21 protein-coding genes are annotated in these 19472 nt (G+C 69.1%); 6 read left to right on the top strand and 15 right to left on the bottom strand.

What is annotated here, in order from left to right; all coding sequences use genetic code 11:
- The first annotated feature begins 47 nt into the window (after positions 1-47).
- From PKE75_RS08280 to PKE75_RS08270, 3 genes are all read left to right on the top strand, one after another.
- A complete protein-coding gene (locus tag PKE75_RS08280; RefSeq protein ID WP_271168237.1) occupies positions 48-446 on the top strand; it encodes a MarR family winged helix-turn-helix transcriptional regulator in 399 nt (132 codons plus the stop codon).
- Between the two features lie 44 nt (positions 447-490).
- Positions 491-1807 (top strand): MFS transporter, encoded by a 1317-nt coding sequence (locus PKE75_RS08275; protein ID WP_271168236.1) that lies wholly within the window; start codon positions 491-493, stop codon positions 1805-1807.
- Between the two features lie 80 nt (positions 1808-1887).
- A complete protein-coding gene (locus PKE75_RS08270) occupies positions 1888-2394 on the top strand; it encodes a DUF1993 domain-containing protein (protein ID WP_271168235.1) in 507 nt (168 codons plus the stop codon).
- Between the two features lie 58 nt (positions 2395-2452).
- On the opposite strand, the gene PKE75_RS08265 is transcribed toward PKE75_RS08270, so the two are convergent.
- From PKE75_RS08265 to PKE75_RS08205, 13 genes are all read right to left on the bottom strand, one after another.
- Positions 2453-3016 (bottom strand): hypothetical protein, encoded by a 564-nt coding sequence (locus PKE75_RS08265; protein WP_271168234.1) that lies wholly within the window; start codon positions 3014-3016, stop codon positions 2453-2455.
- A gap of 154 nt (positions 3017-3170) precedes the next feature.
- Positions 3171-4118, bottom strand: a complete 948-nt coding sequence (locus tag PKE75_RS08260; protein ID WP_271168233.1) for a YncE family protein — start codon at positions 4116-4118, stop codon at positions 3171-3173.
- Positions 4115-4633, bottom strand: a complete 519-nt coding sequence (locus tag PKE75_RS08255) for an SRPBCC family protein (RefSeq protein WP_271168232.1) — start codon at positions 4631-4633, stop codon at positions 4115-4117. The genes PKE75_RS08260 and PKE75_RS08255 overlap by 4 nt, the downstream gene beginning before the upstream one ends.
- Before the next feature lie 13 nt (positions 4634-4646).
- Entirely contained in the window at positions 4647-5609 is a 963-nt protein-coding gene (locus tag PKE75_RS08250) for a vWA domain-containing protein (RefSeq protein WP_271168231.1), read from the bottom strand.
- Complete coding sequence (locus tag PKE75_RS08245; protein ID WP_271168230.1) at positions 5606-6166, bottom strand: hypothetical protein; 561 nt, start codon at positions 6164-6166, stop codon at positions 5606-5608. The genes PKE75_RS08250 and PKE75_RS08245 overlap by 4 nt, the downstream gene beginning before the upstream one ends.
- Positions 6163-7197: a vWA domain-containing protein gene (locus PKE75_RS08240; protein ID WP_309298807.1), complete on the bottom strand. Its 1035-nt coding sequence runs from the start codon at positions 7195-7197 to the stop codon at positions 6163-6165. The genes PKE75_RS08245 and PKE75_RS08240 overlap by 4 nt, the downstream gene beginning before the upstream one ends.
- Entirely contained in the window at positions 7194-8096 is a 903-nt protein-coding gene (locus PKE75_RS08235; protein WP_271168229.1) for a hypothetical protein, read from the bottom strand. Before PKE75_RS08235 ends, PKE75_RS08240 begins: the two co-directional genes overlap by 4 nt.
- Positions 8096-8974, bottom strand: a complete 879-nt coding sequence (locus tag PKE75_RS08230) for a DUF58 domain-containing protein (protein WP_271168228.1) — start codon at positions 8972-8974, stop codon at positions 8096-8098. The genes PKE75_RS08235 and PKE75_RS08230 overlap by 1 nt, the downstream gene beginning before the upstream one ends.
- Entirely contained in the window at positions 8971-10029 is a 1059-nt protein-coding gene (locus PKE75_RS08225) for an AAA family ATPase (protein ID WP_271168227.1), read from the bottom strand. The genes PKE75_RS08230 and PKE75_RS08225 overlap by 4 nt, the downstream gene beginning before the upstream one ends.
- A 226-nt stretch (positions 10030-10255) precedes the next feature.
- On the bottom strand, positions 10256-10561 hold the full coding sequence (locus PKE75_RS08220) for a methanol dehydrogenase (protein ID WP_271168537.1): 306 nt from the start codon (positions 10559-10561) through the stop codon (positions 10256-10258).
- Between the two features lie 110 nt (positions 10562-10671).
- A complete protein-coding gene (gene moxG / locus PKE75_RS08215; protein WP_271168226.1) occupies positions 10672-11223 on the bottom strand; it encodes a cytochrome c(L), periplasmic in 552 nt (183 codons plus the stop codon).
- 72 nt (positions 11224-11295) lie between these two features.
- Entirely contained in the window at positions 11296-12162 is an 867-nt protein-coding gene (moxJ, locus tag PKE75_RS08210; RefSeq protein ID WP_271168225.1) for a methanol oxidation system protein MoxJ, read from the bottom strand.
- Between the two features lie 144 nt (positions 12163-12306).
- Positions 12307-14199, bottom strand: coding sequence for a methanol/ethanol family PQQ-dependent dehydrogenase (locus PKE75_RS08205; RefSeq protein ID WP_271168224.1), 1893 nt, complete (start codon positions 14197-14199; stop codon positions 12307-12309).
- Positions 14200-14632: 433 nt separating this feature from the next.
- Here PKE75_RS08205 and PKE75_RS08200 point away from each other — a divergent pair, with 433 nt between their 5' ends.
- Genes PKE75_RS08200 through PKE75_RS08190 form a run of 3 tightly spaced genes read left to right on the top strand, consistent with a single transcriptional unit; the run spans position 14633 to position 17222 of the window.
- Entirely contained in the window at positions 14633-15178 is a 546-nt protein-coding gene (locus PKE75_RS08200) for a hypothetical protein (protein ID WP_271168223.1), read from the top strand.
- On the top strand, positions 15175-16596 hold the full coding sequence (locus PKE75_RS08195) for an ATP-binding protein (protein WP_271168222.1): 1422 nt from the start codon (positions 15175-15177) through the stop codon (positions 16594-16596). The genes PKE75_RS08200 and PKE75_RS08195 overlap by 4 nt, the downstream gene beginning before the upstream one ends.
- On the top strand, positions 16593-17222 hold the full coding sequence (locus PKE75_RS08190; RefSeq protein WP_271168221.1) for a response regulator transcription factor: 630 nt from the start codon (positions 16593-16595) through the stop codon (positions 17220-17222). Before PKE75_RS08195 ends, PKE75_RS08190 begins: the two co-directional genes overlap by 4 nt.
- 19 nt (positions 17223-17241) lie before the next feature.
- Here PKE75_RS08190 and PKE75_RS08185 read toward each other — a convergent pair whose 3' ends face one another.
- Positions 17242-18051 carry a Pnap_2097 family protein gene (locus tag PKE75_RS08185; RefSeq protein ID WP_271168220.1) on the bottom strand — a complete coding sequence of 270 codons (810 nt, stop codon included), beginning with the start codon at positions 18049-18051 and terminating at the stop codon, positions 17242-17244.
- Positions 18052-18121: 70 nt separating this feature from the next.
- Positions 18122-19393, bottom strand: a complete 1272-nt coding sequence (locus PKE75_RS08180; RefSeq protein WP_271168219.1) for an MSMEG_0569 family flavin-dependent oxidoreductase — start codon at positions 19391-19393, stop codon at positions 18122-18124.
- Between the last annotated feature and the right edge of the window lie 79 nt (positions 19394-19472).

Below are 19472 nucleotides of genomic sequence, written 5' to 3'. Positions count from 1 at the left end.
CGCCGTCAGGGCTTGCTCCCACCGATATACGGGCATATACCCTCAACATGAGTTCACCCTGCTACTGCACGCTTCTGCGCCGCGCGGCGCGTCGGATCGGCGCGGTTTACGACGAAGCGCTCGCGCCGCTCGGCGTGAACATCGCGCAGTTCAGCCTGTTGCGGACGATCGAGCGCGCCGACCCGCCGACGCTGACCGAACTCGGCCGCCGCACCGACCTCGACCGCTCGACCGTCGGCCGCAACGTAAGGGTTCTGGAGCGGATGGGACTGGTCAGGCTCGGGCGCGGCGAAGACCAGCGCGAGGCGACGGTGACGCTCGACGAGGCCGGCCGAAAGGTTCTCGCCGAGGGCGCGCCGCTCTGGGACGGCGTCCAGAAAACGCTCGAAGACCGGATGGGCGCGGACGCCGCCCGCGACATGCGCGCGACGCTCGCCGCGCTCTGACTTCTCTTGGATTAGCGGGCCTCGACCCGCAGACGGAGGCTCGAATGTCCCTCACCGGCAGCGCCGACAGCGCGTCGCCTCTCGCGGCGGCCTTCGCCAGACGCGGCGTTCATTACGGCTGGGTGGTCGCAGGCGTGACCTTCCTCACCATGCTGGTGACGGCGGGCGCGGTCGGGGCGCCGGGCGTGCTGATCGGCCCGCTGGAGCGCGAGTTCGGCTGGGCGACCGCCGACATCTCATCCGCGCTCGCCGTGCGCCTCGTGCTGTTCGGGCTGATGGGTCCGTTCGCGGCCGCCTTCATGAACCGCTTCGGCGTGCGCCGGGTCGCGAGCGTCGCGCTGACGCTGATCGCGGCCGGCGTGCTCGGCTCGTTCGCGATGACCAGGCTCTGGCATCTGCTGCTGCTCTGGGGCGTGGTCGTGGGGCTCGGCACCGGGCTCACCGCCATGGTGCTCGGCGCGACGGTCGCGACCCGCTGGTTCTCCGAGCGGCGCGGACTGGTGCTCGGCCTTCTGACGGCGAGCACCGCCACCGGCCAGCTCGTCTTCCTGCCGCTGCTCGCTGCTCTGACCGACAGCGTCGGCTGGCGCGGCGCGCTGACCTTCGTGCTGGCGATGCTGATTCTCGCGGTCGTCGCCGTGCTCCTGCTGATGCGCGACCGCCCGGCAGACATCGGCCTGCCGCCCTATGGCGGCGCGGCGATCGTTCCAGCGCCCGCGCAGCCGGCGAGCCTCGTCGCGATGCTGGCGTCGCCCGTGGTCGCGCTGGGCGAGGCCGCGCGCTCCCGGACGTTCTGGGTGCTGTTCGGCTCGTTCTTCGTCTGCGGCGCCAGCACCAACGGGCTGGTGCAGACCCACTTCATCTCGCTCTGCGGCGACTACGGCATGGCGGCGGTGACGGCGGCGAGCGTGCTCGCGATGATCGGCGTGTTCGACTTCGCCGGCACCGTCGGCTCCGGCTGGCTGTCGGACCGCTACGACAGCCGCTGGCTGCTGTTCTGGTATTACGGCCTGCGCGGCCTCTCGCTGCTCTATCTGCCGTTCACCGACTTCACCTTCTACGGCCTGTCGCTGTTCGCCGTGTTCTACGGGCTCGACTGGGTCGCGACCGTGCCGCCCACGATCAAGATCGCGGCCGACCGCTTCGGCGAGAAGGCGACGCTGGTGTTCGGCTGGATCTTCGCCGGCCATCAGCTCGGCGCGGCCTTTGCGGCCTATGGCGCGGGTTTCAGCCGCACCTTCTATGAGAGCTACCTGCCGGCGTTCTTCATCGCCGGCGCGCTCTGCCTGTTCGCGGCCGGCTTCGTCGTCACGCTGCGCGAGCCGAAGGACGCGATCGCGCCCTTGAAGGCCGCCGCCTGACCCGACAACTGAGAGCGACGAAGGGCGTCGTCCAGCCCTTCGGGTCCGAACCGGACCATTTCCTTTTCTCAGGTGAAGCCATGTCCCTTTCGATCTATGACGCCTCGGCGCCGGTGTTCATCCGGGCGTTCGGCGTGCTCTCCGCCCTGCTCTCGAAGGCGGAGGCCTACGCCACGGCGCACGGGCTCGCGCCGGAGGAGCTCGTCGGCGCACGGCTTGCGCCCGATATGCTGACGCTCGCCGGCCAGGTGCAGCGCGCGAGCGACACCTCGAAGGGCGCGGCCTCCCGGCTGACGGGAGCCGACATGCCGAGCTTCCCGGACGACGAAGCGAGCTTCGCCGACCTTCAGCAGCGCATCGAGAAGACCGTCGCCTATCTCAGGAGCCTCGACCCCGCGCGGTTCGACGGCGCCGAGAGCCGGCCGGTCTCCTTAAAGATCGGCCCCAACCCCGTGGAGTTCGACGGCAAGAGCTACCTGCTCACCTTCGCCCTGCCGAACTTCTTCTTCCACGTCACGACCGCCTACGCGATCCTCCGGCACAAGGGGCTCGAGATCGGCAAGCGGGACTACCTCGGACAGTTCTGAGCATCAGGCGGCGATCCCGCGAGGTCGCCGCCGACCCATCGCCAAAACGCGGCGCCGGTCATTTCTCCGCAGGCGCCGCCGCGTCCTGCTCGAGCGCGTGAACGATCTTGTCGGCGGAGGCGTCGCGCAGCTTGAGCGCGCCGCTCTCGCTGCCGGTGAGCACCTGAACCGCCATCATGGTCGGGCGGTCGGCGTCGAAGATCGTGGTCATCGCGGCGAACGATCCCTGCGGGCATTTTCCCGTGCTGTCATACCGCACGCGCCGGTCGCCCAGCCGCTTCACCTCGTATTTCACGAAGGCGCAGCCGGTCGGCTTCATGGATTCCTCCGAGGCGTACTGGTAGCTCGCCAGCATCTTGTCGGGGTCGGCGATCACGCCCTTGACGTAATCCGGGGTGGCGGCGGCCTGGCTGAGGCCGAGCACCCCTCGCCCGCCGCAGGACTCCGCATCGCAGACGTAAGTTATGCCCTCGTCGCTCCCCGGCTGCTTCTTCCAGCCCGGCCCGACGTCGCCGACGGCCGCGCCGATGTTCACCGGCGGCCTCATCTGCGCCTCCGCCGCCCCCATCAGGCCGCCGATGGCGATCGCGACGCCCGCCGCGTGAATCAAGCCGATACCCATGCCAGTGCCTCCTCTTACCGCCAGCAGCAATTTGCCGGCGATTGCTTGTTCTTATTAAATTATTCTATTTTTATACTTACGTTATCTGAGGCCGTTATCAGTCATCCGCACGGCGCGATCAAGCCGACCATGCGCCGAGACGCGCGGCCTGCCGTCACGGCGCGATCGCCGCGGCGTTGCGCGGGCCGGCTGGCGCGTCGGATTTCGAGAGCTCCTTCATCGCCGCGACGTCGACCAGCGAGACGCTGTCGTCGAACCAGTTCGCGACGGCCGCCGTGGCCCCGTCCGGAGAAAGCGCGACGCCTTCGGGATATTTCCCGACCTTCACCCGACCCAACGGTTCGAAGGCCGCGGCGTCGAGGATGACCACGGCGCCCTCCTCCTGCAGCGTGACCAGGATCCGCATCCCGTCCGGCGTCGCGGCGACGCCGTAGGGCATCCGGCCGACCTTGACGCGCCTGACCTCCCGCCTCGTGTCGGTGTCGATCACGGAGAGGTCGCCGCTTTGCACGTTCGCGACGTAGAGCCGCGCGCCGTCCGGCGAAAGGCCGAGCGCGAACGGCGCGCGGCCGACCCTCACGGAGCCGACGACCGCCATGCGCGTCAGATCGATCACGCTCACCGCGTCGCTCTCGCGGTCCGCGGAATAGGCGCGGGCCCTGCGCGCGTCGAAGGCGAGACCGGCTGGAGACTTGCCGATCCCGACCGCGCCGTCCGAGGCGCCGGTCAGCGCGTCGATCCGCACGAGCCGGTTGTTGGTCCAGTCGGTCGCATAGACCCGCTCGTCCGTCGCCGCGACCCCGAACGGGCTGCCGTCGATCTGGAATGTGGCGGTCACGCGCCGCGTGACCGCGTCGACCACCGAGATGCGGCCGCGGTCGGGGTGGCTCACATAAAGCGTGCGGCCGTCCGGGCCTGCTGCGATCGAGGCCGGAACCTCGCCCACCGCGACAGGCTCGCCGTCGGCTTCGCCCTTCGCGGTGAGGAAAGAGACGGCGGCGCCCGCCTGCGAGACGATCGCGAACGCCGCGCCGTCGGCGCGGGCCGGACCGGCCAGCGCGAACAGAACCGCGACGGCCGCGAGCCGTCGGGCGGAGATCATCCGCCGGCCTCGATCTTTTTCTTCAGGCCCTCGAGACCGGTCTTGAGGAACTCCGTCATGCCGGCGACCGCAGCGGCGTCGTCCTTGCCCTCCTCCGGCTCATTGTTGGTGTCCGCACGGTAGAACCGCCCCTCCCACGTCACCTGCGAGCCGCCGTCCTTCGGCGCGACCTTGATCGACACGCTGTAGGAGCTGACGGGGAGCGCCTCGCCGGCGTCTCCCGAAAGGCGGTAGTCGATCTCCATCCCGGCGTCGTCGGTCGCGTCGAGGCCCTCCTTGAACTCGCCGCCCTTCTTCAGAGTGACGGTGCGGTCGGTCCCGTCGAGCGTGCTCTTCGCGACGTCCGGATGCCACGACTGGAGCGCGCCGAAATCCTTGACGACCGCCCAGACCTTCGCTGGCTCGGCGGCGATCGTGACGGTCTCGTCTACCTTCTGCGGAGTCGGGCCGTGGGCGAGCGCCGGGACGATGGAGAGCGCGAACGCAGTCGCCGCGGCGAGGCTTCGGATTGACATGGGGGCAGACTCCTTAAGTTGCGTGCGGGCGCATGCGCCGGCGGATGCCGGCGGCGAATGGCGCGCCATAGACCAGGCTGAGCGCCAGAAGCGCCGCCGCTGCGGGAATGGGCGAAAGGTCGATCCGAACGGGCACGCGCCGGGCGACCGCGTTCGCCTCGATCGCCTCGGCCAGCGCCTCGGGCGCGCCGAGGCGCGTGTAGCCGAGGCCCGTCATGCCGCCGAGCTCCCGCAGATGAGGCTCGCGGACGGACGTGAGGTGCTCCTCGCCCCCCGGCATCTCGCCGAACGGCGCGTTGCGCGGGTTGTAGCCGGGGCGGGATTCGGCGTCCGCCGGCGGCGGACCGAGCCGCGACTCCTGCGGCACATCGGTCATCGACAGAAAACCGGTCTCACGGCCGAAATCGTCGTATTTCGGGATCGGCGTCAGCTGGTCGCCGCCGACGCCGACCAGCAGGCCGCGGACGTCGCCCCGTTTGCCGTCATAGGTCAGCGGCTGATCGGCGCGCAGCGGCGGCGCCTCCTGCCCGTCGGTCAGGAACACCAGATCCGCATGGCTCTCCCGGGCCAGTTGGACCGCCTCGAACAGGCCCGACGACACCCGGCTGTCCCCCTCCCACGCCATCCGCCAGGTGATCGATGAGACGGCGCCGGTGAAGGCGGTGAAGTTCGCGCAGACGTCGAGCGGCGCCAGAAGCATGAACGACCGGCGTTCGGTGAAGACGCCGAGCCCCATCCTGGTGCCGCACGGCAGGCGGGCGGCGGCGGCGACCAGGCGCTCCTTCACCGCGTCCAGCCTGCTTTGCGGCCTGCCGTCCCGAACGTAGTCGCGCGCGTTCATGCTCATCGTGATGTCGACGATCGCGACGAGGTCGTAGACCGGCCGTTCCGCTCGGGTCGTCGGCCCGAAGGCCGCGGCGATCGCAAGCAGGAAGGCCGCTGCGAGCGCCAGCGTCCTTGCGTCGGGCCGCGTCACGGCAGGCCCCGCGGCAGGCCCGGCAGGTCGGTCCAGAGCTTCTTCGGCTTGCCCTTCGCCTCCTCCTCGTCGCGCTCGAGCTCCGGAAAATCCCGCACCAGCCGCATCGCGACGTCGAGATTGTAGCGGGCGTCCCAGAGCTCGGGGTCGGCGGTCAGCGCGGTCCGGTAGGCTTCCTTCGCCAGCCGCACCTCCGGAATGGCGGCGTCGATCTTGCTCGCCTCGACATGCGCGATCGCCCGCCTCAGGCGCGCGTTGCCGAGGTCGTAATAGAAGGCGGCCGCAGCGCCGACGTCGCCCTTTTCGCTGAGCGGCTGCGCATAGCCCTGCCCTTCGTCGATCAGGTCGCGGATCAGCAGATAGTAGCCGCGGGCGAACAGCGCCGCGGGGCCGGCGTCGTTCGCCGGCTTGACGTCGTGGTTCTGCAGCAGAGCCACCACGAACCGCCGCTCCTGAAGACCGTTGTATAGCTTCCATGCCGAGACCGCCGCGAAGACGATCGCAGCGAGGAGCGCGGCCGGAACGGCCGCGGCGCGAAGCGCGGCGAGCGCCCTCACGACTGCGCCCTCGCAGCGCCTGCGGGAGCGACGTCCTCGTCGAGGCGGCGCTCGGAGAGCTTGGCGGCGAGCAGCAAAGCGATCGCGAAGGCCGCGAGGCCGAAGCACCAAGGCGAGAGATCGCGCTTCGGGATGGTCTCCTTGTAGAAGGTCGGCCGCTGCTCGAGCTGGTCGATCTCGCGGATCGCGTCCGACACCTGCGCCGCGCTGTTCGCCTCGAAGGCCCGGTACGGCAGGCCGAGACTCTTGAGGAAGATGTTGAGGTGCCGCTCGGGGTTGGAGAACGGCGAGTCCTCCTCGCCCGACGCCGGCGCGTCGTAGATGCCCTTGGCGCCCTCGGTCCGCAGGAACAGCCAGTAGAGGCTGACGGGCGAGCGGGCCGCGGCGTCGCGCAACGCGTCCTGGACGCGGCGGTCGATCACGGCCGCGCCGTCCGACACCAGCACGACGGCGCGCGAGCTCTCGCTCGACGAGGCGTCGAACATCGAGAAGGCGAGCAGCAGGCCGCGGCCGACGTCGGTCTTCGCGAGGCCGGGATGATCGATCGCCGCGATCGCGGCGCGGACCGCCTCATGCTCGTCGGTCATCGGCACGATCGGCATCGGCGAGGTCGAGAACGCCGCCACTGCGACCCGGTCGGCCGGACGGCGCGACGCGAAATCGGTAAGCAGCCGCCTGGCGGCCGCCGACTTGGATTCCTCCGCGCCGTCGGGCAGCCGGTCGGCGAAGGTCGAATCCATGCTGCTCGACCGGTCGATCAGCAGCACGATGTTGGCCCCGGACCCGCGACGCTCGATGCTCTGCTCGCGCAGATGAAAGCCTGCGAGGCCGAAGATCAGGCTGGCGATCGCGAGCGCCCCGGCCGCGATGATCGCAGCCCCGATCGCGCTCGACAGCGGGTCGCGCGGGACGACCTCGTCCGCCGGCGCCGAAGACAGGCGCAGCGGCGAGACGAGGACCGGCAGCAGCGCCAGCGGCAGCAGCAGCAGGACCCACGGGAGATCGACGCCGAGAGCGGACAGCGCGGTCACGACGCCCGCTCCGCGCTCGCGAGGTCGCGCGCCAGCCGCGTCAGCGCGTCGGGCGCGATCGACGCGGTCGCGCCGGCGGGCCCGAAGAAGGCCGCGCGCGACGCCTCGAAGAAGGAGCGGATCGCCTCGCCGTGCCGCGCGAAGGCGGGCCGGTCGCGCAGGAAGGCGCCGATGTCGTCGCCGAGCAGCCGCTTGCCCCACGCGACGTCGAACGCGCGGTGGAGCCGCAGCAGCGCCGCGCGACGCCCCTCCTCTCCCCGACCCGCGAGCCGGCCGATCTCGCGCGCGGCGGCGCCGAAGGGCCGCGACGCCCGGCGGTGGAACGGCCACCAGGACCGTTGCCAGGCGAGCGCGCAGAACAGCAAGGCGACCAGCGCGAGCGCCGCGCCGAGCTGGATGCGGGCCGCCCTGGTCGACGGGATCGCCGGCCGGACGTCGGGCCGCAGCCGGAGATTGCTTTCGCCGGCTTGCCCCTGGATCGGCCGGAGCGGCGAGGTGACATAGGTCCACTTGCCCGCCTGGACCTCCTCGCGACGCGTCCCGTCCGACACCGCGATCGTGTAGGCGGGGACGGTCTGCTCGCCGGTCTCCAGGGCGGAGAAGAACGTCTGGTACTCGGTCTCGATCCGGTAGCGCGTCCCATTGTCCGGGGCGGGCTCTTCCGTGACGTCGATCTTGTGCAGCTCGAGCGAATAGGTGACCGCTCCGGGCTGCGGCAGCGTCGAGCGATCGAGCTTGAACGGGGCGTCGACCACGACGACCGACTGCAGCTTCAGGACGTCGCCGAGCAGCACGCCGAACGGGCGGGGGCCATAGGTCTCGACGCTGCGCACCTGCGCGAGGCCGGCGCCGGCCGGCGCGAACAGCGCGATCGCGGCGGCGAGCAGGAGGCGGCGCATCAGACGCCGCCCGAGAGCAGGAAATCGGCGAATGCGTCGCCGTCGAACCGGTCGACGAGGTCGAATCCCGGGCGACCGTAGCTGCGGAAGACGAGATCGAGCGCCGCGCGGCGCGCGCGCGCCTCCGCCAGCCACCGCTCGCGCAGCGAGCGCCGCATCAGCACCAGCCGGCGCCGGCCGGTCTCGAGGTCGCGGGTCTCGATCAGCCCGAAGCGCGGCAGCCGGCTTTCCACCGCGCTCGACCGCACGACGACCGGAACGACGTCGTGCCTCCAGAGCTGGCCGAGCAGACCGTCGAGCGCCTCCGGCGGCATGAGGAAGTCCGAGACGACGAACACGAGGGAGCGGCGGGTCGGCAGCTCCTCGATCGAGCGGAGCAGTCCGCCCACGCCCCGGCCCGCGCCGGCCTCTGCGCGCAGGCGCGTCCAGACCTCGTCGGGCACGCCGCGCCGCCGGGTCGCCCGGATCACGAAATCGGCGCGCGGGGTCGGTCCGGCCGCGATCAGGCCGAAGCGGTCCTGCCCTCTGATCGCCGCGTGGGCGATCGCCGCGCAGAGATCGGCGACAGGGTCGTCGTCGCGATGCGAGCGGCCGAAGGCCATCGATCCCGAGAGATCGAGCACCACGAAGACGTCGATCCGGGCGCGGCGCTCGAACCGACGGACCTTCACGCCGCCGAGCGGATCGAGCAGCGAGGCGCGCATGTCGATACGCCGCGCGTCGGGCAGCTCGAGCAGCGAGACGTGGCGGAGAAACGCGCCGTTGGCGCCCGAGCCGACCGCCCGGTGCGCGCCCGGCGCGACGCCGCGCGCCCGGCCGAACAGCCGGTACGGCAGATCGCGCCTCGGCGGCCCGGCCGGCTCGCGGGCGAGGCTCACGGCGCCGGCACCCTCTCGAACACCTGCCGGCAGAGGTCCGGCACGATGCGGTCGCGCCTGATCTCGTAGATCGGATCGAGGAAGATCCGGTGCGCCATGACGGGCGAGAACACCGCCCGCACGTCCTCGGGCAGCACCATGTCGCGGCCCGCGAGCCAGGCGGTCACGCGCGCCGCGCGCACCAGCGCGCTGACGCCGCGCGGGCTCGCGCCGCCCTGCAGCAGGCGGTCCATGTCGGCGCCGGCGATGTCGACGCCCGCGGCCTTTGGCGCCCTGAGCGCGTCCCACAGGCCGAGCACATAGGTTTCGAGCGTCGGGCTGGCGTGGACCGCCGACTGGATCGCCCGGCCGACGTCGCCGAGCCGCCGGTGATCGACGACGCCTTCGGCCAAGCCCCCGATCAGGCGGTCGACGTCGTGGAACCGCGGGTTGAACACCAGGTCGCGCCGGACCTCCGTCTCCGACGGCGCCTCGACCGCGATCTCCATCAGGAAGCGGTCGCGGGCGGCGGCGGGGAGCTCGAAGGTCTCCTCCTTCTCAACCCGGTTGCGGTCGGCGAAAACCTGGAGATGCGGGAACGACCATTCCTTGCCGAAGGCGGTCACGCTGCGCTCGGCCATCAGCCGCAGCAGCAGGGAATGCACCTGCGGGCGGGCGCGGTTGATCTCGTTGAAAAAGAACACGGCGAGATCCTCGCCATGGTGCAGCACCGGGCCCGGCTCGACGCGCGGCTTGCCGTCGTCGTCGACGAAGGCCGTGTACAGCATGTCGGTCGGCATCAGGTCGACCGTGCCCTCGATCCGCTCGAACGGACCGCCCAGCACGCGCGCCACGGCGCGCAGGATCGTGGTCTTGCCGACGCCGACGTCGCCTTCGAGCAGCACATGGCCGCGCGCGAACAGCGCCACCGTCAGCAGCCGCACCACGCCGGGCTGGCCCACGACCGCGCGGCCGACTTCCGCCTCGAAAGCGTGGGCGCGGTCGCGCCAGGCGTCGAGCGAGAGGTCGGTCGACGCGGTCTCGGGCCGTAGTCCGGCCGCCGTCGAAACGCTCATGACACCTCGCCTCATCTCTGGGGAAAAGACGGCCACCGGGGCGGGACAATCAGGCGACGTCCCGTCCGCCGGCGGCCGCTAGGTGCGTGTCGTCATCCCGGGGACGGCCGGAAGACGCCGCCCCGACGACCGGAGGGAGCGATCCGGATGCGCCCGGACCACATGGGATCGGTTCGAAGGGCCGGCGCGTCGATGCGCTCGCGCGCCGGCCCCGTCCGAAGAGACGTCAGTTCGTCTTGATCTTGGAGACGTCGTATTCGAACTTGCCGGTCTTGGCGTAGTTGTCGGCCCGCTGCTTGTTGCGCTGCTCCATGGCCTTGATGGAGTCGCCCTGCTTGGCGACTTCCTTCGGATCATGCTTCGGGTCGTACTTCGAGCCCTTGATCTCGGCCTTGGCGGGATAGCCGGGCTTCGGCTCCCAGCACACGCCCGGCTCCTTGCACTTCGTCCCATCATAGGCGAGCGCGGGAGCCGCGGCCGCGACGGTCATGAATGCAGCGGCCGCCGCGACGCCGCAGAAAGTCTTGATCATAGACATTGGCATTCCTCCTAGACGCGTTTTGCTTTGCGTTCTTGCACCGTCAGGTCCGGCCCCCTCCGGCCGACCCTCGTCCCGCGCCGGAGACCGGCGGAGATTCGTGATCACTCGATCTTGCATTCCGCCGGCGTGTTCGCCGGGTCGGGCTTCGGCGCGTCCTTGCCGTCATAGGGCTGGAACTTCGCCTTCTGCGCGTCGTCGAGCCACGCGGCGTCCTCGACCTTGTCCTTGTACATGTGCCGGACCCAGGCCATCACCATCAGTATCTCGTCGACGTTTACGACCTGATACATCGGGCCCATCTGTCCGCTTGCGCCGCCGAAGACGGTTTCGAACATGCCCTTGTCGGTGTTGTTGTCCGGATAGGTCCAATAGTCGTCGTTCAGACCCGGACCGATCTTGCCCTCGGCCACATGCCCGTGGCACCCCGAGCATGCGCCGAGGTACAGCTGCTGACCCTTCGCCAGGCAGTTCGGCTCGTTGAGATAGGGGTTGCGGCCGGTCTCGATGAACTCCTTGAAGGCGGGCACGTCCTTGCCCTCGGGCGGCGCGTCGTCGAGGCTGAGCGGCTCGCCCGTAATGGTGTTGTGCAGTTCGATCGCGGCGCTTGCGGCCGAAATACTGAAAGCGACCGCCGCCGACGCGAGTGCGGCCATCCAGATCTTCTTTCTCATGGCAACCCAATCATACTGATTTCCTTCAAGACCCTGAGCGGCCACGCCGCCGCATCAGGTGTTCGGGGCGAGAACCGGGATGCCCTCGGCCTTCAGCAACTCGTCGATCTGCGGCCGGGCCTTCTCGATCGCGGCGTCGAGCGCCTTCGCAAGGTCCTCGTCGTCCTTGCGGACGCCCATCGCCTGGTTGAAGTGCAGCGGAACCTTGGTTCCGTCTTCGAGGCTGAAGTCGTCTTCGATCATCGTGACCTTCAGCGGCTTCGAAGACGTCCGGACGTAGGGCCCGACGTCAGAGCCGAAGGCGATCGCCACGTCGGCGTTTCCGCTCGCCACTTCGCTGACCAGCTTGTCGGCCGCGACCTGGGTGTACTTGTTCCGCTTGTCCTCGAAGTTCACCAGAGACAGCCCGTAGGAGACGTTCTCCTCGTATTTGCCGAGCCGCTTCAGCATCAGTTCTGCCGGAGTCTGGAAGCGCACGGCGAATCTGTTGAAGTCGCTCTTGCCGGCGTCCTTCCAGCTGGGGCCGATATCGGCCTCGTCGGTCCGCGTCACGAAGACGTAGCCGGTCCGGAAATAAGGCTTGGTCGAGAGCACCCGCTCGTCGCCCTCGTCGACGCCGAGGACGACGTCGCACAGGTTTTTGTCCAGGCCGTCGCGGACCTGATAGATCGCGGGCTGCTTCGACCAGACGAACTCGATCTTGCGTCCCATGGCTTCGGCGACGAGGGCGGCGATCCGGTTCTCGAAGCCCTTGCTGTCCGCCATCGAATAGGGCGCCTCCACGGTCGAGGCGCAGACCCGGAGCGACGCGCCGCCCGCGGCCTTCGCAACGCCGCTCTCGGCGGCGCACGCGGTCCATGAGGACATGCCCAGGCTCGCCAGGATCGCCGCGCCCGCCATGCCGCGGTTGAGAGCCGTCATTTGCAAATTCTCCCTGCCGTTCGCCACGGTCGGACAAGCCCGATCATGCCGGTCGCGAGACGCCTTCAGACGTTCTTGGTGGTTCTTGAAGCGGACCCCGCCGACCGTCGGCCGGCGGGGTCGCTGTCGTCGATCAGTCAGCGATCAGAGCGACTTGCCCTTGTATTCGCCGACGTTCGGATCGTCGTACGGGCCCTTGCCGTTGAGCGAGAACACCATCACGCCGCCGCCCATCTGGGTGTAGTTCTGGAGGTTCTTGAACGCTCCGACCGCGCCGAGGCCGGCCGTCGGATCCGTCAGGTCGAACACCAGGCCGACGCCCGCCCAGCCGCCGACGCCGTAATAGATGGCGACGTACTGGACGCCGTCCTTCGTGTAGGTCATCGGGTGACCGATCACGCCGGAAGGCAGGCGGAACTTCCAGAGCAGCTCGCCGGTCTTGGAGTTGCGGGCCTTCAGGAAGCCGTCGAGCGTCCCGTAGAACACGAGATCGCCTGCGGTCGCCATCGTGCCGCCCCAGACGGAGAAGCGCTCCATCTTCTCCCAGTCGAACTTGCCGGTGATGGCGTCATACGACTTGATCTGGCCGAGACCCTCGTAGTTCTGACGGTCGCCCTTCGGGCCGGGATACATCCAGAGGGTCGCGCCGACGAAGAACTGGCCCGCGCGATACGGGAGCATGAAGGGCTCCCAGTCCATGCAGATGTGGTTGATGCCGAGGAAGAAGCGCTGCTTCTCGGGGTCGTAGCTGTCGTGGCCCTGGTTGTGGTAGCCCATGGCCGACGGGCAGATCTCGGTCGCCTTGTGGTCCATCCGGGTCGCGAACTCGGGATCGCGGATCGGAACGCCGGTCTTCAGGTCGACCTGCTTCACCCAGTTGACCGTGTCGTCCATCTTGTTGGCCGAGATCAGGTCGCCGTTGGTCCGGTCGAGCGTGTAGACGATGCCGTTGCGGTCGGGATGGGTCAGCAGCTTGCGCAGCTTGCCGTCCTTGTCCTTCTGCTCAGACAGCATCATCACGTTGACGCCGGCGTAGTCCCACTCGTCATGCGGCGTCTTCTGGTAGCCGAACTTGGCCTCGCCGGTGTCGATGTCGCGACCCCAGATGGTCATCGTCCACTTGTTGTCGCCGGGACGCATCGTCTCGTTCCACGGCGCCGGGTTGCCCGAGCCGTAGTAGAAGAGGTTGGTGTCCGGGTCGAAGGCGTACCAGCCCCAGTTCGTGCCGCCGCCGATCTTCCAGGTGTCGCCTTCCCAGGTCTTGTTCGTGCCGAGGCCGAACTGGCCGTATTGCGGGTTGGCGGCGTTGAAGTCCTTGGCGAGCTTGATGTCCTCGTCGGGGCCGGTGGCGTAGGCGCGCCACTTCTGAGCGCCGGTCTTGACGTCGTAGGCCGTGACGTAGCCGCGAACGCCGAGCTCCGCTCCCGAGGAGCCGACCAGCACGGTGTCCTTTACGACATAAGGCGCGATCGTGAGGGTGGAGCCGACCTTGATGTCGGAGTTCTCCATCTTCCAAAGCTCTTCGCCAGTCTCGGCGTTGAGCGCCACGATGTGGCCGTCGAGCTGCGTCTTCAGGATTTCGGCCGGCTTGTCGCCGTCGCCCGGCCAGTAGGCGAGGCCGCGGTTGACGACGTCGCAACAGGCCACCGCGCGCGCGGTCGGGGACTGCTTGGGCTTGTGCATCCACAGGATCTTGCCCGGCTCGTCGAGCGACAGGGCGAAGGTGATGTTCGGGAACGGCGTGTGGACGTACATCTTGTTGCCCACGACGAGCGGCGTGCCCTCGTGGCCGTGCAGCACGCCGGTCGAGAACGACCACGCCGGCTTCAGATCCTTGACGTTGTCGACGTTGATCTGCTTCTGCGGGCTGTAGTTCTGGGCGCTGTAGTTCTTGCCCGTCATCACCCAGTTCTCGTCGCTCTTCGACAGATCGACGAGCTTGTCGTTGGCGCGCGCCGGAAGACCGGACGCCGCCACGCCCAATGTTGCGGCGGCGACCAGCGCGAACGCCGACGCCGACGTTCTAAGGTTGACCATGTGAGACCCCTTGCGTTTCCCGTTCCTGAGCGCGGCGCCGACGGGCGACCCCTTGGACGGGTCTCCGCGGCGCGCTGCCACGCGTGAGGGTTCGAAGCGACGCGTCGAACCGTTTTCTTGATCTGCGCCTCGGGCGCTTCTTGCGTCTGCAGCGGCGCAACTCTTTCCGATGAGACGAAGACTGTCTTTGGATAGAGTAGAAAATTGTTCAGGGAACATTTCCCCGCTTTGGGGCGGACCTCATAAGGGCCCGGCCGCACAGCGGCTTATGTGGAATTCATAAATTATACCAACGTCTTATAGAGACGCCGCGCGTTGGCCGAAACTGCGCGGCTCCATGAGAGCCTTGGCTTCACGCGGTCCGCTTTAGCAGTTTATCCCCGGACGGCGATCGACTACATAGCATTCGATCATGCTCTGGATCCGCGTTTGAATGATGTTTCAATATTCCCTTATTAAAAAGATGTGGGGCCCCGCGATCATCATCGCGGGTTTATTTCTTGTTGGTTGCGATGACGATCCGGCGCCGCAGAAGCAGCCGGAGGCTCCAGCCGCGCTGAGGCGCGACAAGCCGGTCTCCGAACTCCCCTGGCTTCAGGTGAAGGACAAGGTCGATCCCGCCGATTGGCTCGCCAGCCGTGAGGATGAGGAGAGCGCGCCTGAGGCACGGAAGGACGCCGCCCGCGACATCCGTCGGACGCTCGTCGAGGCGGACGGGCGCTTCTACGAAGGCCAGCGCATGATCGCGAACCGCGCCGTGCAGGTCGAGGCGATGCTGCGCGAGAACGGAATCAAGGAGAGCGCCCGCTCGGTGATCGAGGCGCTGTCGGGCATCGCCCAGCCCGGCGAGCATGCGGGCTTCGGCGAGACCTGCCAGCATTACGTGACGTCGCGCGTCCAGGGCCTGTCGCGGCCCGACGCGCTCGCGTTGCTGAAGCGCAAGGGTCTGCCCGCCCCCGTCGAAAGCGACGAGCGATGAGCGCGATCGACGGCGGAGCGGCCGTCGGCGCAGCGCCGCCGATCTCGCGCGCCGGCAGGACCCCCGAGGCGCGACCGGCCGAAACGCTGAGGCGGCGGATTCTCACCGTCGTCGTGCTGATCGACGTCGGCTGCTGCCTCGCGGCCGCCGCTGTCGAGATCGTCAACGCCCGCCGCGCCACAAGGGTCGAGATGGCGGCCTCGCTCGAGATCGCCGAGCCGCTGGTGCGGGAGACGGTGACGAGCTTCCAGCGCGACGTCGGCCGCGACGTCTCCGACCTGCAGTTCGCCCTCCCCGGCATCCGTCACGTCCGGATCGCGGTCCACCGTCCGGACGGCTCGCTCATCGGCTCGCGCGAGCCCGCGCAGGTCTCCGACGCCGAGCGCGCGCCGGCGTGGTTCGCGGCGCTGATCTCCGGCGAGGTGGAGCGGCTCGCGATCCCGGTCATCGTCGCCGGCAATCCGGTTGCGCTGGTGGCGATCCACGGAGAGGCCTCCGACGAGATCGCCGAGGTCTGGGAGGACATGACGAGCCTCGCGATCCTGTTCGCGATTCTGAACGGGGTCGGGCTCGCCGCCTTCGCGCTGGCGCTCGGCCGCATTCTGGCGCCGCTCGGAGCGCTCGCCGACGGGCTCTCGGACCTCGAGCGGCAGCGGCTCGAACGCCGTCTCTCGATTCCGCGCATCTTCGAATTCGCGGCGCTCGCCAGACGCTTCAACGCGCTCGCGAAGGCGCTCTCCGCGGAGCGCGAGACCAATGCGCTGCTGTCGCGCCGGATGGTCACGCTGCAGGACGACGAACGCCGCCAGATCGCGGCGGAGCTGCATGACGAGCTCGGGCCCTGCCTGTTCGGCCTGCGGGCCAATCTCGGCCTGCTCGGACGCGACATCGACTCCGGACTCATAGGGAGCGATTCGAGGGACCGGTTTGAAGCGGCGGTCGAGATTGCGGAGCGGCTGCAGAGCGTGAACGGCAGGCTGCTGCGCAAGCTGAGGCCCATGGCGCTCGGCGAGGCGCCGCTGGCGGAGGTGCTCGCCGGCCTGCTCGCGGAGTTCGAGCGCCACCATCCGAGGCACGGCTTCGCCCTGTTCGCCGAGGATCTCGCCAATGGCTATGGCGACGTCGCCGACCTCACGGTCTACCGCTCGGTGCAGGAGGGCGTCACCAACGCGCTCCGCCACGCGGCGTGCTCGGCGGTCTCGGTCCATGTCCGGGAGCGCGACGGCGACATTCTGGTGAGGGTCGTCGACGACGGCGAGGGCGTGCCGGACGCGGCGTCCGCCGGCTTCGGGCTCGTCGGCTTGCGCGACCGCCTGCAGGCTCTGCAGGGCGGCTTCGAACTGCGCACGACGCCGCAGGGCGCCGCGCTCGAGGTGACGATCCCGATCGCCCGCGACAGCCGGAGCCCAGGCCAATGAACCGCGCTCTGGTGATCGACGATCATCCCATCGTCCTCGAAGGCTGCCGCCGCGTGCTGCTCGACGCCGGCTTCCAGGAGGTGCTGGAGGCCGCGACCGTGCTCTCCGGCTTTCAGCTCTACCGGCAGTTCCGCCCGGAGCTGGTGATCGTGGACCTCGCGATCCGCGGTTCGGGTCTCGCGGGCCTGTCGCTGATCCGGCGCCTGCGCCTGCACGACGAGACGACCCCGATCCTCGTCTTCAGCATGCATGGCGACCCGATCATCGCGAGCCGGGCGTTCAAGGCCGGCGCCACCGGCTTCCTCGCCAAGGACATGGGGCCGAAGACCTTCCTCGAGGCCATCGAGAAGGTGCGGCGCAGCCAGCCCTATATCGGCCACGAGATGGCGGTGCAGGTCGCGCTGCTCGGCAGCCGCGCGCGCCGCGACCCGTCGAACCTGACGGCGCGCGAGATCCAGACCCTCGCGCTGCTCGGCGAGGGCAAGGCCTATGGCCAGATCGCCGACGAACTGGGCATCAGCTACAAGACCGTCGCCAACACCTGCTCGAACCTCAAGGAGAAACTGAAGGCGACGACCCTGCAGGATCTCGTCCGGATCGCCGTGATGCGCCGCGTCAGCGCGTGAGCGCGCCCGCGGTTCGGAGTCAGAATCCGCGGGAGGTGAATACGTCTGCAATCGGAGCAGCTTCGCGCTCGATGCGGATCCAGTGGTCGAGCGCCGTTCCGGTTCGTCTCGCGGCCATCACCGAGAAGGACAGGCGCTCGCCCGGCTCGACGTTGCCGTAATAGACGATGTCCCGCGCACGGGTCGTCACTCCAGTGGCGGGCGGGTCGAGCAGCTCCCATTCGGCCCGGTCGGCGAGCGACTGGAACGAGACAAAATACATCAGGCCGGCGCCGTTGAAGTCCTGCGAAGGGCACGGCCGGATCGTCGTTCTGACCAACGGGCGCGCGCCGTCGCGCTCAAACCCCATATGCGAGCTCCAGCGATCGGCGCGCAGATGCGCGGCGAGCCGGAGCGCCCGGCCGGGCGGCTGTGCGGGCTCGACCTCGGGAAATCCGTCGAGCGCGACGCGGGCGATCGAGCGGTTGCGGCCGGGCTCGGTCCGTCGGACGAAAGCCGACAGCAGTTCGATCTCGCCCGCCGGCGCGCCGTGGCGCGACAGGGCGTGCCGGCTGACGAAACGCGTCCGCGACGACCGCTCGATGCTGGACTGGATCTCGAGCGCGTCGTGTTCGGCGAAAGCGTCGAGCTTGAGCCCTTCGGCCGAGACCGCGCAGAACGCGGCGTAGACCGGAGCGCCGGTCTCGTCCCGAAAGCCGGCGCCGGTCGCCCCCGCGAGCTCACCGAGCAGCCGCCAGTGTCGGTCACCGCACTCCTTCAGCAGCCACGTCTCCGAGACCCCTGCGGGTCCGAGCTGCGGCATGCCGAGGGTGAGCGCGCTGCGAAGCATCGGGCGGCGCCGGGGCTCGACCGGCAGGGCGCCGGTCAACAGTCGCGGAGAGACGGCGACGTTCACCGGCTCAACCCGCCATCGCCAAAGGGGCGCGCTCGCTCCCGAGCCGCTCGGCGATCTTCGCCACCACATGCTCGGCGTCGCGGCCGACCGCGCCGAAGCGGCCGGAGCCCCAGGTGTGCAGCCAGGGCAGCCCGATGAAGGAGACGCCGGGATGAGCCGTCACGCCGCGGCGGTGCTTCGGATGGCCCGCGCCGTTGAACACGGAAACGTCGAGCCAGCGGAAGTCCGGTCGGAAGCCGATGCACCAGATCACCGAAGCGATCCCCGACGCCGCGAGATCGAGCGACAGCCGCGGCTCGCCAGGCGTCCAGACTGGCTCGTAGCGGGAGGGCGGCGGCGCCTCGACGCCGGCCTCCGCGATGTGCTTGTCGATCGCCGCGTTGATGCCGTTGTAGGTCTGGTCGGCTGCGTCGAGGCTGCGGGCGAGATTGTCGCGGAAGCGGAGCTCTCCGTGCTCGAAATCCTCGAGGGCGCCGAACAGCTCCATGCCTTCGCTCGCGAATTTCCGCAGGTCGATGTCACGGCCGCCGTCGCGGCCGGTGACGTAGTGGTTGGTGTTGTCGCGCACGCCCTCCCTCAAGGGGTGCTCGTCCACGCCCATCTCGTAATAGCCCATGTCCGCGAGCCAGGCGACGACGTCGCGGCCGCGATAGAACCGGGCGCAGCGGGGAGCGTCGCCGATCGCGAGATGGACCTTGCGGCCGGCGAGATGCAGATCCTCCGCGATCTGCGCGCCCGACTGGCCGGAGCCGACGACCATGACGGCGCCCTCGGGGAGTTGCGCCGGGTTGCGGTACTGTTCGGAGTGGATCTGCGTGACGCTCTTCGGGAGCTTCTCGGCCATGCGGGGGATGATCGGCGTGTGGTAGCCGCCCGACGCCACCACGATCTCGTCTGCGGTGAAGTCGCCCTCGGAGGTCGCGACGTCGAAGCCGCCTTCGGCGCGGGGCGCGACGCGCGTGACCGAGACGCCCTCGCGGATCGGCGGGTTCACCTTGGCGACGAAGCCCTTCAGATATCGGACGATCTCGTCCTTCTTCATGAAGCCGTCGGGGTCTGCGCCCTCATAGGGGTGGCCCGGCAGCTGACACTGCCAGTTCGGCGTCACGAGGCAGAACGTGTCCCAGCGCTGCGTCTCCCAGGTGTGGGCGGCCGTGCGCTTCTCGAACACCAGATGATCGATCCCGCGCTGCTGAAGCCAGTAGCTGATCGAAAGCCCGGCCTGTCCGCCGCCGATCACGGCGACCGTCCTGTGGTTGGATGCATTTCCGGTCATGAGAGCGAACTCCTCCCGGACCTCGTTGGGGCCAGGGCGATGAGGGGTGACGGGCATGCCATGCGTTCAGGAGGCGGCC

Origin of the sequence: Hansschlegelia plantiphila, from assembly GCF_027922265.1 — a bacterium.
Classification (GTDB): domain Bacteria; phylum Pseudomonadota; class Alphaproteobacteria; order Rhizobiales; family Methylopilaceae; genus Methylopila; species Methylopila plantiphila.
The sequence above is the reverse complement of the archived record's forward strand: the minus strand, read 5'-3'. Positions and strand labels throughout refer to the sequence as shown.